Raw genomic sequence first — 14,772 nt, forward strand, 5'->3', positions numbered from 1 at the left:
GCGACAGGGTGCACCATGAAGGACGCGCTTTCCGTATTCCGCTTCTTGCGTGCGGCGGTTGCGCAGGGGCGACGCGTGGTGCTGGTGACCTTGACCGGCGTTGTGGGCCGCGCCGCGCGCACTCCTGGCACGCATATGGGCGTGTGCGAGGATGGGACCTTCATCGGGGCGTTTTCCGGCGGCTGTGTCGAGGCGGCGATCGTGGCGGACGCGCAGGCGGTCCTGCAGGACGGCCGGGCCCGGCAGGTCAGATTCGGTATCGGGTCCCCCTATCTCGACATCCGCTTGCCATGCGGGGGCGGAATCGATCTCTTGTTCACCCCGGACCCGCCACTGCGCCAGCTTGTGCGGGCGATCGAGATGCTGGAGGCACGGAGCTGCGCCGGCCTGCAACTGGATCCGCGCGGCACCATGCTCGTCGGAGGTCAGGACGGGGAAGGGTGGCGCAATGGTGTGTTCCGTGTGATCCATCATCCGGATCCGCGCCTCGTGATCATCGGCCAGGGCATGGAGACGGTAGCGCTTGCACGATTGGCGCGATCCTACACGCCCGATATCGCTGTCTTCAGCCCAGATCAGGCCGTGCTCGAAAATGTCCGGTCGGCAGGCGCGACGGCAACGCGCCTGCTATCACCCACCGCAGTGCCCAAGCTTCGCGCCGATGCTTTTACCGCGATCGTCTTCCTGTTCCACGACCATGACTGGGAAGGCGATCTGCTTTGCCAAGCGCTTGCCACCGCGTCCTTCTACATCGGCGCCATGGGCAGCGACGTCACGCGGCAAATGCGGGCAGAGACATTGCTTGCGCGCAGCTGCCCGCCACGGGACATTGCGCGCATCCATGCGCCCATCGGCCTGATCGCCGCCGCGCGAGATCCCGACACGTTGGCCGTGTCGATCCTGGCGCAGATTGTTCAGGAATATGCAGGCTGCGCCGATCGACTGAAGCGCGGTGGCGCCACGCAGCGCGAGGCTCGGGCGCCGATGGGTGAAGAACGGTGCACGGTGATGGAGCCGGCATTGTGACGGCATCAATGCCAGCCTCCAATCTTGTCGATCGCCACGGTCGCAGGATCGACTATCTGCGCGTGTCCGTCACCGATCGCTGCGACCTGCGCTGCCGCTATTGCATGAGCGAGCATATGACATTTCTGCCTCGCGATCAGCTGATGGGGCGCAGTGAAATATCGGCCATCGTAGAGCGCTTCATCGCGCGCGGCGTCCGCAAGGTCCGGATAACCGGCGGCGAACCGCTCGTTCGGCGCGACATCCTGGAACTCTTGCGGGATTTGGGCGCGCATGTCGGGATGGGCCTGGAGGAACTGACGCTGACAACGAATGGCACGCAACTGGCACGTTATGCGGCCGGGCTGCGCAGCGCCGGCGTGAAACGGATCAATGTCAGCCTGGACACGTGCGATCCCGACATATTTCGTCAGATTACGCGCCGTGGTGACCTGGACAAGGTTCTGCAGGGGCTGGCAGCCGCCAAGGAGAGCGGCCTCGCCGTCAAGATCAATATGGTGGTGTTGAAAGGGCTGAACGACGCCGAAGTCCCTGAAATGCTGCGCTGGTGTGGCGTGCAGGGATTTGATCTCAGCCTGATCGAAACGATGCCGCTTGGCGCCGTGGACGAGGACCGGGTGGACCGGTTCGTCCCGCTGACGGCGATTTTGGAGCGGCTGTCCGCCGCGTTTGACCTGGTGCGCGATGCCCATCGTACGTCGGGACCTGCACGCTATTGGCGGTCTCCCTGGGGTACACGGCTTGGCCTGATTTCGCCGCTGACGGCCAATTTCTGCGACGGCTGTAATCGTGTCCGGCTGACGACGGAGGGCAAACTTTACATGTGCCTTGGTCACGAGGATGCGGTGGATTTGCGGCAGGCCTTGCGCCAGGATGGCGTACAAGGCCTGGATGCCGCGATCGATTACGCTTTGGCCAACAAGCCTGCGCGGCATCAATTCCAGATCCAGCGCGGATCGGCGCCGGCGGTGGCCCGACATATGAGCGTGACGGGCGGTTGATCATTACTGTGTGTTAATGAGTGACAAAATAGATGCATAATAGATCGCGGCGGATCGCGACCCGTTTAACATCAAACTATCTGATTTTTTCTCCGGTTTAGGCTCTCATGGTGAGAACCAGAATGAGGAGGATTTATTATGAGCGACGGTAAAGATGGCGCTGCGTTCGAGCGTCGTGATATTTTGAAGACCGCAGGCTTGGCAACGATGGCTGGGCTCGCAACATCGGCCATTGTCCCCGATGGGCCGGCATCGTCACAGACCCCACGCGGAAAGGTCCGGGATCGCGACAACGCGCCACTTGGGCTGCGCCTTCAGGGCATTCAGCACTTCGGCGTCACGGTGCAGGATCTCGACCGCGCTTTCGAATTCTACACGGAAGTGTTGGGCGGCACGGAGATCATGCGCGACGGCGACTTCAAGGGCGAGAAGGTCCAGAACACGCTCATGCTGGATCAGGAGATCCTTGCGCACGAACAGAAAATCGACCCCCGCACGATCGGCGTGCCGGATCTCAGGGGCGGTACCCAGCGACTGGATGTGCGCTTCGTTCAGTTCGACAATGTGGTGGTTGAATTGCTCCATTATCGCGACGCCGTGCAGCCGCAGGATCATGGAGACAGTTGGGCGGAGCCGCGGGACCATATGAGCCCCGCCTATCCGCGCTCGATGCACATTTGTTTCTACATCCGCGACGATGTCGACTTCAATAAATTCATCCATGATCTCGAAGCGGAATCGGCGCGTCGTGGCATGACCCAGGTGCGTGCAAATCGCATTGTTACCGTGCAGACCGAGGCGCAGCGCAAGGCGCTGCCCATCAGTGCCAACACCAATCCGATCCGCGAGGGTAAGTCGAACGGCTGGACGCTGATCTATTGCAAGGGACCCGAGGGGGAACAGCTTGAATTCGTGCAGGCGCTCGATCCGGTGAAGCAGACATTCAAGGCGGCTTATGAAGCGCGGCAGCGCAGACTGGCTGCGACGGGTTAATCTTTTACCATAACCGCAATGCCGTCCTTATGCCTGACCCCACCGAAGCTACGTTGCCGGTGGGGCAGGTTGGCTGCGCCATGTTGGGCCAGCCTTGCGTTCGTTCCTTAAAATGAGAACCCAGGCTACAAAGCTACGAGCAGGGTTGCCTGGACAATATGGCGGACGTTGTTGCGTCCGGGGCGGAACCCGGTTTGATTAAGCTGTCCCAGTTCGGCGTGCAGGCGGGGCGTTAAGGGCACACCGACGCCCGCAAAGTTGAACATCGAAGAAAAGCCGGAGCGACCCGACCAGTTGGTTTTGTTGAAGGCGTAGAACATCTCGTTCCATGCAATGGCTTTGAGGCCGTCACGGGCAATCGGCAGGTCGATCCGGCTGAACTGGCGAAGGCGTAATGCGGTGCGGTCGCCTTTTTCCGGAAATCTCTGTTCCAGCCGCGTCCGCAACGTGAATGTCGTGCGTTCCGGCGACCGCGAGGAGCGGTAGCTGATTTCCTCCACCAAGCGATGCTCGTTGAACCGCGACCCAAGACCGTCATTCACGGTAAAATAAGTATAGCCGCCGCCGACCGACAGCTTCTCGGTGACACGATAAGACAGGATGGCCCGCAGCAGCAATTGGCCGGCACGCGACGCGTCGTCCGTCAGGCCAAGGATCGCGTCACCCCTGAAATCCCAACGCTTCGCAGACGCTGTGAGGGTGACCGTTGGCCAAACCTGCACATCCTCCTGCTGTGGTTGTGCCTGGCAGGGCGTTGTCCCGATGAAGCACAGGGCGAGCCGCAGGCCTGCGCGCGCCCACGTCGACCGATCAAGCCGGCGGCGACGTCGTCGGGGCGCTCGCGTCGTCATGGCCGGCAGACTATCGTCGTTCGTAAGAGTTCGACCATCCAGTCAACGCTGGCAACAGCCGGATCGCCGTCATTTGCGTCGACGCCGATGGTACTTCCAAGCTCATGCATGGTTCGTACTATAATGCTATTTTCGTTGTTAAATAATTCAACGACGTTAATAGAACATAATCTATTCAGAATTCGGAGGCGATGGTCCTGTTTAAGGGCTGTGTAATAGTTGGTGCTGAGGGCATTGATGTGAGACGCCGAATTTTTACTATTTTTCACTGGGCAGGATGAAGGGTCGCTCCGACAGGCTCCGTCTAAGGGCATCGGACGGACGAGGAGCGGTCGCTAAAATGAACGACAAACGGACAATCCCTATCTTTCTGACGGCAGTGGCGATCGCACTGTCGTCGCAGGCAATTGCGCAGGCGCCCCCACCGAGCTCGACGCCGCCGTCGGGACGGGACGCCGTGATCGTCCGCAAACTATTTGAGGGGGCGACGACCAATTCGGGTGATCCAATCGTCATGCCGCCAGGGCATCTGCAAGTCACCCTATCGAAATATATCATCCCGGTCGGCGCATCGCTGCCAGTCCACAAACATATATTCCCGAGATACGGCTACCTCACCAGTGGAAAATTAGAAGTTATAAATGTGGAAACCGGTCATGTGATGCAGTTTGCCACGGGGCAGTTCGTGGTGGAAGACGTCCAGAAATGGCACCGTGCGCGCAATATCGGCGACGTGCCCGTCGAATTACTCGTGATGGATTTCGTTAGTCCGGGCCAATCCAACACGGTCTTGCAGGCATCCCGATAGCCCGGCCCGACCTCGGCTGTTTGCTCTTCTGTCCGCATTGCGCGCTATTACGACGTCATCTTTCAGCACTGGCAGCCATCCGTCAGCGCCAGCGGCAATGGGGCGCGATTGCCCTGCGGACTGACCTTTGGAGATTGCCGATTGTTCAAGAACTCGGCGAGGGACGCAAAACTCTCCACGCGGGCTCCCACTCGCGCCAGCATATGCTGGATCAATTTGCGGTTCTCGGCGCTGGCTTCAATGATCAGGATTGAATCCTGAGCGGCCGTATTGCGATTATCCAGCGGTGGCGCGTCCGTTTGATAGGGTGCGTCATCCGCCAGCATATAGCCGCGCCCGGGAATCGTCTTGATGCGCCAGCGTTCCTCACCCAGGGCCCGGCGTAGACAGCTCAACTGCACGCGCAGATTGATCTCCTCTACGGTGGTCGTTGGCCACACACGCGCCATGATGACATCTTTCGGCACGATCTGGCCGCGTTGCTCCACGAGCGTCATCAAGACATCATAGGCGCGGCTACCCAGTTCTACTGTACCCCCGTCGAGCCGCACGATCCGTGCCGTCGGCAGGATCTCCAGTGCCCCGATGCGGATCGCTGCGGCGGAAAAGGGGGCCGTTTCGGGCGATCCTGCATGTGAGGGCGCCTCGTCGTGAACCTCCGCAATGAAGCCGAAAGCCAGGTCGTTGTGATCCATACAGCGGTGCATGAGCGTAAACCCCTTAGCGGTTAATCAACCACCAAGACGCACCCCGTTCGGATTTCCTCATCGGCGTATCCGATCCGGACTATCGCCGCCCTGGCGGCGGCTTGGATCGCTGCGTTGCTAGGGCTGCCGCCGGATTTCCAGCTTGCCGTCACCCACGGGCGTAACGCGCACCGGATAAAGCGCGGTCAGGTTTTGCGCGAACCGGGCGGCATCTCCACTGCGAAAGGTACCACTGATACGCATCGCGCCTACCTGGGGATCGCGGATTACCAGCTGTTCCCGGCTATAGTGATTCAGCTCTTCAACTGCTTCCGCCAGCGTATCCGCGTTGAAATGCACCATCCCCCGCTGCCAGGCTGTGCCGCTCGTTGGATCCGCCGATGTGATCCGGTCCGGCTGCCCTGATCGTGCAGTAAGCTGCTGGCCTGGCTGCAGCGTCTCGGCCTGACCGGCTTGCACGTGCAGAGGGTCATTGCCCTTGGTCACGCCGACCGACCCTTCGAGCAGCAAAATGCGCGTTTCGTGCGGCCGCTGGCGAATGTTAAATCTTGTTCCCAGCGCGGTCACGATACGATCGCCGGCGGCGACGCGGAAGGGATGCGTCCGGTCGTGCGCGACATGGAACAGGGCCTGTCCGCGCACGAGGCGTACCCCACGCGTCCCATCGACATAGGCAATGTCGATCGCGCTGTCGGCATCCAGCGTTACCTTGGTCTGATCGGGCAGGGAAAAGCTAGTACGCTGGCCAGCCATGGTTGCGTAATCGGGCGCGCCGAAGGCGCGTGGATCGGGCCGTGCGACGCTGGCGATTTGCGGGGCGGAGCCAGACAGCGGCTTACGAAAATCGATCAGCAAAGCCGCCGATATGGCCAAGACGACGAGCACCGCCGCAGCATAGCGTATCCACGCCGAGGCGCGGGAACGCGGTGCAAAGGCCAAAGCGTCACGGCGGAGATCGCCGAGCTGCTCATCCTCCTCAACGTCCTCGAAACTGTCCCAAAGATCACGCGCGCGTTCCCACGCGACGCGATTGGCGTCGTTCGCTTCCAGCCAACGATAGAATTGGGCATCGTAACCGCCGGCATCATCTCGCTGAAGCCTTTCAAGCCACACGGCTGCCGCGCTAATAGGGTCAAGTGCATCGACATCCGTCGACGCAATCTTGTTGGCGATCATGCGGGACGCTCCCCGTTACGCAGCAGATGTTCGATTGCACGAGCCATATGTTTCTCGACGGCGCTCACGGAAATACTGAAACGGGCCGCAATTTCACCATAACGCAATCCTTCGACCCGACGTAGTATGAAGATTGCCCGTGTGCGCTCCGGCAGTGTCATCAGAACAGCCTCGACGCGACGAAGTTTCTCTTTCGCTAACAACTCGCGCAGTGCGTCCACCTGATCGGCGTCGTAGCGATCAGGCTCCAGCGCCATCTGCGCTTCGGCCGCGCGGACACCACGGCGACGGTTGCGATCTGTCAGAACACTTTGGGCTGTTCGATACAGGTAATTTTCGAACTGCTGTATCGCTTCGCCATCGGTCCTTTGCGTAACCCGCAGGAAGCTTTCCTGCAGCAAGTCTTCCGCTTCGCTGGGATCGGGTACCCGCCTGCGGAACCACGCCAGCAGAACGCCGCGCATCGCACGAAATTGCCGCGCAACCGCATCGAAGCGTTCCGGACTGGGGTTCACCTCGGGCATAGTTAATTCTTAACCACATCGGATTGAAATGCCAAAGGATCGCATCTCTTAGACCAGTTTTGCACATTGTGCGGACAAGATTAACTTCCGCTTACACCTGATTGTTAAAAATGGATGGTTGCGCCAAGCTCATAGCGACGGCGGCGGGGGTCGCCATAATAGCTGTAGCCCGGCTCAGAACGGGTGGAGAGCGGCGGCGCATGATCGAGCAGGTTCTGGACGCCGATCCGGAGTTCCAGCTCCGTCCTTGACGCTGGATTGCTGCGCCATGGAATATGATAGCTGGCAAACATGTCCACATAGAATTGCTGAGGAATATTCACTCCGCGGCGCTTGGGATCAGCCGATATGGTCGAACGTTCGTCCGCAAGGATGGCTTGGTAGCCGTCATAGAATTGGCCGTTGAAGCCGAACGTGAAACGATCATAGGTCCAATCGAATCCGGCATTGCCGCGCCATCGCAAGGTGCCGTCTTCAACGCCGGTATATCGGATAACGGGGCGGTCCGGTGCAATCTGGCGCGTGAGCTTCGGCGACCATGTGGCGGTGGCATAGAGCCGGATCTTGCTGCCGCGCACGGCGATGTCGTGGGTGGCGTGAACATCGACTGCCTCGACCGTGGCACGGCTGATGTTTAGCGCGCTCGTATCGATCAGAGTGATGACACCGCCCGTAAAGCCTGCCGCGCGATCGGAGGCGCTGAGCGGCGCGCGTTGTATCCGATCCGGGAAATCGGCCTCGTGCGACAGAAAATAGGCGATGTTCCCGTTGAACACGTTCGTAATCTCATCGCGCTTCCGGATACGGCGGAAGTCCACCGCCAGCCGCGGCCAACCCTCACCGTCGGGATTGATCACCATTCCGATCGTTACCGTGCGCGCTTTCTCCGGCCGCAGATCGGGTGATCCACCGCTGACGCGCACGAACGGCGCCTCGCTCCCCACGATGCGGCCCCCGCGCAGTGGGTCACCGGCAAACCACGGTATCGGGATTGTCATCCGGGACTGGGGAAGCTGGTCGAGGGTCGGTGGGAGCACCCCGGTCGCCACGCTGGCGCGTAGCATCAGGCCAGAAAGGGGGAAGATCCGAAATCCCGCTGTATAGGCGGTGGCGGATTGAGAGGCGGCCAGTCTTTCCTGTGCCCTCGAGGGCGCCAGGCTGCTCTTGTTGCGGTCATATCGTACCGCGAGCTGCACCTCGAGCCCGCGCAGCGGTCCCCATTTATCAGACTGCGCGATGATCGGAGCGCGAAGCTCGCCATAGAGCGATGAAACGGCTTGCTTGGCTGCACCGTAGGCAAGGCTGGGGGTGGGCCCCTCCAGCGTTGAGACATGAAAGCGCGGCAACAGCTTTTCTCGGCGGTGTTCGGCCAAAAGGGATAGCGTTATCGGGCCGGCGGGGGACGTCAGCACGGGTCCCGCCAATCGAAGACTAGTATCCTGGAAGTGATTGCGCGTGACGGTCAGATCGTCATCCGGGATTTTGTACGCCTGCAGTGCCGATACGAACTCGTCCCATGGTCCGAACGGATTAGCGGAGGGGCCGATCATTGTCGTCCGCCCGCCGCCGATAGCAAGAAGCGAGAAATTAGGATCTAGCCTGAACCCGGCTGCGGATATTCGATTTCGTACAGCGCCGCGACTGAACTTGGCCTCTGCACTCCATGCGAACGGCAAACGCGCGATCAGGCCGGCGGACAGGCGCGTCGTCCGTAATTCGTTGCGCACGATCCCATCGAGCCCCGGCATCGGAAAGGACACGAATATGGTCTGAGCGAAGGGGTTGTTCGGGTCGGAGGGGATCATCACGGCTGAACCGGAAAGGTCCGTTCCACCGAAGCGCGCGCGGCCGTTGTTGCGGAGCTCGATGACATCGAAAAATGCCTCTATCCCGCGGCCCAACTTTCGTCGGATGTTCAGCAGCACGGATGTGACCGCAACGTGGTTCGTCAGGCTACGTCCCAGGCCGCCGCCGTCCGGTGCCAAGTTACTCTCCGAACGCCCGGCATTGGCGGCGAGGGATGTTATGGCGTCGCCGCCATTGCGCAGCGGAAGATAGGTAAAGGCGGATCCCAGGCTTGCCCCGCCGCGATCTTGTTTGAAGCGGAGGGGCTCCCCGAACACGCTACCTACGATGACGGCGTTGCCAGTTGGGAAGCTGCTCACGAATGCTTCGGGGTCATTTGCGATAAGCTGTTGTCGCGCCTTGGTGGAATAATCGCGATCACCGAACCGCAGGCCGTCCATCGTCGAACGAGCCACCGTGATCATGACGTCCGTACGGCCATGATCGGGCGTGAAGCCAAAACGTGCATTGATCCGGCGACGGCCCGCATCGCCACGGTCACTCAACCCGGACGACAGGTCGATATCGGCACCGCGATAGTTTCGCTTGAGCACAACGTTGACGACGCCGCCTGTCGCTCCGGGGCCGTAAATACCCCCGGCTGTGCCCGTAAGCAGCTCTATCCGCTCGATGGCCAGCACAGGAATGCCGTTCAGATCGGGCTGCAATGTCGCAAGACTGGAAAACTGTGGCGGCACCCCCGGCATGCGCGCACCATCGACCAGCACCAATGTCTGATCAGAGCCAAGACCGTGAAGGTTGATCAGCGATCGCGAACTCGCTGAAGAGGCGAGGGGGTTTTGCGATGGCCCTTCCATTTGTGCGTCGCTCGGGAGGCGGGCGCGGAGATATTGATCGATATTGTCGCTTTGCGATGTGGCGATGTCGTGCGCGCTCACCACGCGATAAGGCTGAATATCGTTCTCGGTTCGGCGGATATCGGAGTTCTGCGTTCTTCGCCCGACAATCAGGATCTCGGGAATGGCGGGCTCGCGCTGGTCTGAAAGCGCGTAGATCAGGACCGTGCCTTCAGCTGTGCGTCGATAGGAAAGGCCGGTGCCTTGCAACAGGCGGGTCAACGTCTCCTCAACCTGTCTTCCCGAGAGTGGCGGGCTGCGTCGATCCCCGATCAGATCCGGTGCGAAGAGCAATTCCGTACCCGTTTGAGCCGACAGGTCGCGCAGCGCCCTCGCCAGCGGACCGGCGGTCAAGGCGATCGGGCTGTCCTGCGGTACGTTGCGGGCCGCGACTGGGTGCAAGCCAGCGCTCGCGGCCGCGAAAATAAAGATCGGGCAAGCGACGTTCTTCAATGGCCGGCCCCCGCGGCATTCGTTAAACCTCGGCCATCATACGATGGCGCACTCGTTATTGCGTGCTCGCGCAGCGCCTGCATGCATTGCGTCTGCTAAATCCAATCGGAAGAAGTATCGGCATTGCTATCGCACATCGCATTGTGAACTTGATCGCTTGGCCTTCGTCAATGGGGAGGTTACCCGCTGCGATCACTTTCTGATCGGAGCCGATGATCTTCATTTGCGAAGGCCGCGATCAGTGCCGGATCGCGTCTGGCAATAGATGTTGTTCGAGCCAGACGATGATGCGTGCAACGCTATCAACATATTCGGGATAGCTACGTACGCTGTGACCGCTTTGTGGGTAAACCGCTGCGGCGCAGGTCGCGCCCGCTTCGACGAGCGATCCATATAATTCGATCGCCTGTCCCGTGGGCGTATTCTTGTCGAGCGCGCCCGCCAGGATCAAGGTCGGCGTGGTAACTTCGCCGGCAGCGAAGACTGGGCTGCGCTGAAAGTGGGGACCGGTGGGTTGGCACGGATCGCCCCCGAGAAAATGGGTGTCGAAGACCGGGATCTGCGAGCTGAAATGCTGGCTATACCAATTTGCGACCGGAGAGATGGTGACGGCGGCTGCAAACCGCCGGCTTTGCGTGATCAGGGATGCGGTCATGAAGCCGCCATAGCTTGAGCCCGATATGCCAACGCGTTCTGCGTCCACGATGCCGTCGACGACCAGCGCGTCGATTCCCGCCATGCAATCGGACACGTCCTTGCCCCCCAGATCGCCAATCACCAGCCGCGCGAATGTATCGCCGCGACCGACTGACCCGCGCGGGTTCGGGAACAGAATGGCGCAGCCATGCTGTGCCAGCAACGGCGCGGCGCGCAGTCGCGCCATCCAACGATTACGGTGGCACCAGATCGGGCCACCGTGGAGATCAACGAGCAAGGGAAGCTTCTCGGGCGCGCCATCAGGTAGCAGCAGAAATCCTTCGATCGTCAGACCATCCTGCGACGTCCAGTCGTAACAGCCCATCCGGCCCGTGCCTGCCGGTGCCTCCCCGCCGTCAAGTTTATGAACCGCGCGCAGGCGCCCATCGGCGATCTGCCCGATGAAGGGTGGTGTCGCATATCCCTCGAAAATCGCGAGCGCCGTGTCGCCGAAGGGTAGGGCCGCCGGCAACCATTCTCCGCAGGTGAGCGTAGCCGAAGCCCAGATTTCCGTTGCCAGTCCTGTGGCGATGTCGACCGTACCGATCGCGGTTTTCAGGCCCTGTACCCCGGCGTAGACAAGGCTACCGTCCGATTGCCAGGCTATGCTCGAGATATCGGTTCTCGCCACGGGAAGCGCGCGGACAGATCGTGTGGCGACATCCAGCGTCTTCAATGTGCCGCATACGAGCCCCCGGTCGCTGCAGAGCGCCTCGATGAAGGCGATCGTTGTGCCATCGGGGGATCCCACCGGCCCACCTATTTGATCCACTGGGGAGTAAAGAGGCGAAACGCCACCATCCGCCGCATCGATCAGCACCAGACTGGAGCCGTACCAGTTGCTCTCGCCGGGCCGCTCGCTTGCCACCGCGACGATCGATCGGTCGTCCAGCCAATTGGCTTCCCAGACATTCAATCCGCGCAGGTCCAGCCGCTCGAAGGTGGTCAAATCCGGCGTCCAGACCCAGCAGTTGCGGCGACGATCTTCCGTGTCCGGCAGCAGCATATCGGGGAGCCAGCAAGGGCCAAGCCCCTCCTCGCGAAGTTCCAGGCCGCCATGGATGCCCGCGACATCGGCACATCTTCCGGGAATGAGCAACAGAAGCCGCTCGCCGTCGGGAGACCATGCAAGCTGTTCGATCAGGCCCGGATTTTCCAGCGCGTGCAACGTTTCGCCGGTGCTGGCATGGCAAATCTCCACGCGACTGTTCAGACGGTCGTCGAGGACGAATGCCGCGACTTTGCCCGAGGGCGACAATCGCGGCAGCCTGGCCCCCGCGCGCAGCAATGTGCGTGAGCTTTCGGTGAAGTCGTAGCGGTAAATATCGGAGACGGGCCCGGCCTCCACCCCGCGTTTGCACTGCAGGCCGGAGAATAGCAGGAATCGCAGGTCGCTTGCGATCGAAAGCTCGCTCGCCCCCCAAATGCCATTTCCGAACAGCTGCTCGTAGAAAGCGAGCGCCTCCTGGTAGGCTTCGCTGGAACGTAGGTCGCGCCGCATCGGCCGGATTCATAAGCGGACGCGGCCGATCCCCAGCGGTTAAGAGATGTTAAGGAGAGACACCAATTTTAACGCGTCGCCCGGGTGGTGGTAAGGGCGGTATTCATGTCTTTTAACGGCCGCACGCGGCTTCAGCGGATACAGGGCCAGCCAGCGCTGTGCCGATCGTAAAGCCCCATCAGTTGCATCTGCATCGGGCCAATGAAGACGTGGACAGGATCGCACTGGGCGGGCAGCGCGATTAGGGGCATGACCGCCCGCGACTTGCCAGGAGGTTTTCGTTGAAGCTTTGGTTGCGTCAGCTGGTTTGGCTTGCCGTCGCGGCGATCGGCACCATTGCGCTGGCCGTCGTCGCCACCGCGCGCGGCGAGCCGATCAATGCGCTCTGGGTCGTGGCGTCGGCGCTCTGCGTGTACCTGATCGCCTATCGTTTCTATGCGCGGTTCATCGCGGATCGCGTGCTCCGCGTGGATCCTGACCGTCCCACCCCGGCGGTCCGCCTGGCCGATGGCCTGGATTTTGTGGCGACCGATCGGAAGGTCCTGTTCGGTCATCACTTCGCGGCGATTGCGGGGGCGGGGCCGCTGGTCGGCCCGGTACTGGCAGTGCAGATGGGCTATCTTCCCGGCATGCTTTGGATCCTGGCCGGTGTGGTGCTGGCGGGCGCCGTGCAGGATCTGATGATCCTGTTCGCCTCGATGCGGCGCGACGGGCGCTCGCTGGGTGAGATCGTGCGGATGGAGATGGGCGAAATCCCCGGCCGGATCGCGTTGTTCGGCACCTTCCTGATCATGATCATCATTCTGGCGGTGCTGGCGCTGATCGTCGTCCGCGCACTTGCGCACAGCCCCTGGGGCACCTTCACGGTAGCGGCAACGATACCGCTCGCGATGTTGATGGGTATCTACATGCGCTGGCTACGGCCCGGGCGCGTCGGGGAGGCATCGGCGATCGGCTTTGTCGGGCTGATCCTCGCCATTGTCGGGGGCCAATATGTCGCGCAGTCGGCCCTGTTCGCCGCCTGGTTCACCTTCACGCCGGTGCAATTGTGCTGGATCCTGGTCGGCTATGGCGCCGTAGCGTCGATGTTGCCGGTGTGGATGCTTCTGGCGCCGCGCGACTACCTTTCGACCTTCCTGAAAATCGGCGCCATTGCCGCCTTGGCGATCGGCATCGCCATCGTCGCGCCGGTGCTGCAGATGCCGCCGATCACGCGCTTTGTGGACGGAAGTGGGCCGGTCTGGTCGGGGCCGCTCTTTCCCTTCCTCTTCATCACGATTGCGTGCGGAGCCGTCTCCGGCTTCCACGCGCTCATCGCGAGCGGGACGACGCCCAAGCTCATCGCCAGCGAAGGCGATGCCAAGCTGGTCGGCTATGGTGCCATGCTGATGGAAAGCTTCGTTGCGATCATGGCGCTGGTGGCGGCATCGATTATCGATCCCGGCATCTATTTTGCGATGAACAGTCCCCCCGCCGTGGTCGGCACCACCTCGGCGACCGCAGCTGCGGCCGTCACCGAAATGGGTTTCCCGATCGCCGCCAACACGATCGATGCCACGGCGCGCGACGTGGGCGAGGCAAGTATCGTATCGCGTGCGGGCGGTGCGCCAACGCTGGCGGTGGGCATGGCCCATGTCTTCAGCAGCGTCTTTGGTGGAAAGGCCGCGATGGCCTTCTGGTATCACTTTGCGATCCTGTTCGAAGCGCTCTTCATCCTGACGGCGGTCGATGCCGGCACGCGGGCCGGGCGGTTCATGCTCCAGGATCTGATCGGCCTCGTCGTGCCGCGCTTTGCGAATACGTCCGCCTTTGGCCCCGCGCTCGTCGGCACTTTGCTCTGCGTCGGCGCCTGGGGCTTTTTCCTCTATCAAGGCGTCACCGATCCGCTCGGCGGCGTGAACACATTATGGCCGCTCTTCGGCGTCTCCAATCAGATGCTGGCCGCGGTCGCGCTGATGTTGGCGACGGTGATGTTGTTCCGGATGGGCCGTGCCCGCTACTCCTGGGTCACGATCGTGCCGGCGACATGGCTGGTCGCCTGTACCGTGATCGCGGGCACGATGAAGCTGGCCTCGCCAGACCCGCATATCGGCTTCCTGGCGCATGCCCAGAGGTTCAGCGAATCCCTGATCCGCGGTGAGGTTCTAGCGCCCGCTAAAACCGCCGCGGAGATGAGCCGCATCGTCATGAACGATTGGATCGATGGGATATTGTGCTTGCTCTTCCTTGCCATTCTCCTCTCGATCCTGGGGTTTGCGGTACGCTCCAGTCTGCGGGCGCTTCGGTCTGGCACGGTGGACGAGGCCGATCGTGTTGCGGTTGCCCCGCTGTGAC

11 protein-coding genes are annotated in these 14,772 nt (G+C 61.4%); 5 read left to right on the forward strand and 6 right to left on the reverse strand.

Features of this window, described 5'->3' with window-relative positions:
• Window positions 1-15: 15 nt before the first annotated feature.
• The 3 genes from ACSBM8_RS06040 (at window position 16) to ACSBM8_RS06050 (ending at window position 3,020) form a co-directional block, all read left to right on the forward strand.
• Window positions 16-1,026 (forward strand): XdhC family protein, encoded by a 1,011-nt coding sequence (locus ACSBM8_RS06040; protein WP_442680753.1) that lies wholly within the window; start codon window positions 16-18, stop codon window positions 1,024-1,026.
• Window positions 1,027-1,034: 8 nt separating this feature from the next.
• Window positions 1,035-2,027, forward strand: coding sequence for a GTP 3',8-cyclase MoaA (gene moaA, locus ACSBM8_RS06045; protein ID WP_442681497.1), 993 nt, complete (start codon window positions 1,035-1,037; stop codon window positions 2,025-2,027).
• 138 nt (window positions 2,028-2,165) lie between these two features.
• Window positions 2,166-3,020 (forward strand): VOC family protein, encoded by an 855-nt coding sequence (locus ACSBM8_RS06050; protein WP_442680754.1) that lies wholly within the window; start codon window positions 2,166-2,168, stop codon window positions 3,018-3,020.
• A 125-nt stretch (window positions 3,021-3,145) separates the two neighbouring features.
• Here the strand turns inward: ACSBM8_RS06050 and ACSBM8_RS06055 are convergent, their stop codons facing one another.
• Window positions 3,146-3,742, reverse strand: coding sequence for a DUF2490 domain-containing protein (locus ACSBM8_RS06055; RefSeq protein ID WP_442680755.1), 597 nt, complete (start codon window positions 3,740-3,742; stop codon window positions 3,146-3,148).
• 469 nt (window positions 3,743-4,211) lie between these two features.
• Between ACSBM8_RS06055 and ACSBM8_RS06060 the strand changes: the two genes are divergently transcribed.
• Window positions 4,212-4,679, forward strand: a complete 468-nt coding sequence (locus ACSBM8_RS06060) for a cupin domain-containing protein (RefSeq protein ID WP_442680756.1) — start codon at window positions 4,212-4,214, stop codon at window positions 4,677-4,679.
• Window positions 4,680-4,741: 62 nt separating this feature from the next.
• On the opposite strand, the gene ACSBM8_RS06065 is transcribed toward ACSBM8_RS06060, so the two are convergent.
• From ACSBM8_RS06065 to ACSBM8_RS06085, 5 genes are all read right to left on the reverse strand, one after another.
• A complete protein-coding gene (locus tag ACSBM8_RS06065; RefSeq protein WP_442680757.1) occupies window positions 4,742-5,374 on the reverse strand; it encodes a winged helix-turn-helix domain-containing protein in 633 nt (210 codons plus the stop codon).
• A 129-nt stretch (window positions 5,375-5,503) separates the two neighbouring features.
• Window positions 5,504-6,562 carry a FecR family protein gene (locus ACSBM8_RS06070; RefSeq protein WP_442680758.1) on the reverse strand — a complete coding sequence of 353 codons (1,059 nt, stop codon included), beginning with the start codon at window positions 6,560-6,562 and terminating at the stop codon, window positions 5,504-5,506.
• Window positions 6,559-7,086 carry a sigma-70 family RNA polymerase sigma factor gene (locus ACSBM8_RS06075; RefSeq protein WP_442680759.1) on the reverse strand — a complete coding sequence of 176 codons (528 nt, stop codon included), beginning with the start codon at window positions 7,084-7,086 and terminating at the stop codon, window positions 6,559-6,561. The genes ACSBM8_RS06070 and ACSBM8_RS06075 overlap by 4 nt, the downstream gene beginning before the upstream one ends.
• A gap of 104 nt (window positions 7,087-7,190) precedes the next feature.
• Complete coding sequence (locus tag ACSBM8_RS06080; RefSeq protein ID WP_442680760.1) at window positions 7,191-10,190, reverse strand: TonB-dependent receptor; 3,000 nt, start codon at window positions 10,188-10,190, stop codon at window positions 7,191-7,193.
• A gap of 289 nt (window positions 10,191-10,479) precedes the next feature.
• Window positions 10,480-12,438 (reverse strand): prolyl oligopeptidase family serine peptidase, encoded by a 1,959-nt coding sequence (locus ACSBM8_RS06085; protein ID WP_442680761.1) that lies wholly within the window; start codon window positions 12,436-12,438, stop codon window positions 10,480-10,482.
• A 281-nt stretch (window positions 12,439-12,719) separates the two neighbouring features.
• On the opposite strand from ACSBM8_RS06085, the gene ACSBM8_RS06090 reads away from it, so the two are divergent.
• Window positions 12,720-14,771: a carbon starvation CstA family protein gene (locus ACSBM8_RS06090; protein ID WP_442680762.1), complete on the forward strand. Its 2,052-nt coding sequence runs from the start codon at window positions 12,720-12,722 to the stop codon at window positions 14,769-14,771.
• Window position 14,772 lies beyond the last annotated feature (1 nt).

The organism is Sphingomonas sp. ASY06-1R (genome assembly GCF_052180265.1).
Taxonomy (GTDB): domain Bacteria; phylum Pseudomonadota; class Alphaproteobacteria; order Sphingomonadales; family Sphingomonadaceae; genus Sphingomonas_I.

Coding starts and splice junctions, on each gene's coding strand:
- ACSBM8_RS06040 (WP_442680753.1), top strand. CDS start 16: ATGAAGGACGCGCTTTCCGTATTCCGCTTCTTGCGTGCGGCGGTTGCG.
- moaA (WP_442681497.1), top strand. CDS start 1,035: ATGCCAGCCTCCAATCTTGTCGATCGCCACGGTCGCAGGATCGACTAT.
- ACSBM8_RS06050 (WP_442680754.1), top strand. CDS start 2,166: ATGAGCGACGGTAAAGATGGCGCTGCGTTCGAGCGTCGTGATATTTTG.
- ACSBM8_RS06060 (WP_442680756.1), top strand. CDS start 4,212: ATGAACGACAAACGGACAATCCCTATCTTTCTGACGGCAGTGGCGATC.
- ACSBM8_RS06065 (WP_442680757.1), bottom strand. CDS start 5,374: ATGGATCACAACGACCTGGCTTTCGGCTTCATTGCGGAGGTTCACGAC.
- ACSBM8_RS06070 (WP_442680758.1), bottom strand. CDS start 6,562: ATGATCGCCAACAAGATTGCGTCGACGGATGTCGATGCACTTGACCCT.
- ACSBM8_RS06075 (WP_442680759.1), bottom strand. CDS start 7,086: ATGCCCGAGGTGAACCCCAGTCCGGAACGCTTCGATGCGGTTGCGCGG.
- ACSBM8_RS06085 (WP_442680761.1), bottom strand. CDS start 12,438: ATGCGGCGCGACCTACGTTCCAGCGAAGCCTACCAGGAGGCGCTCGCT.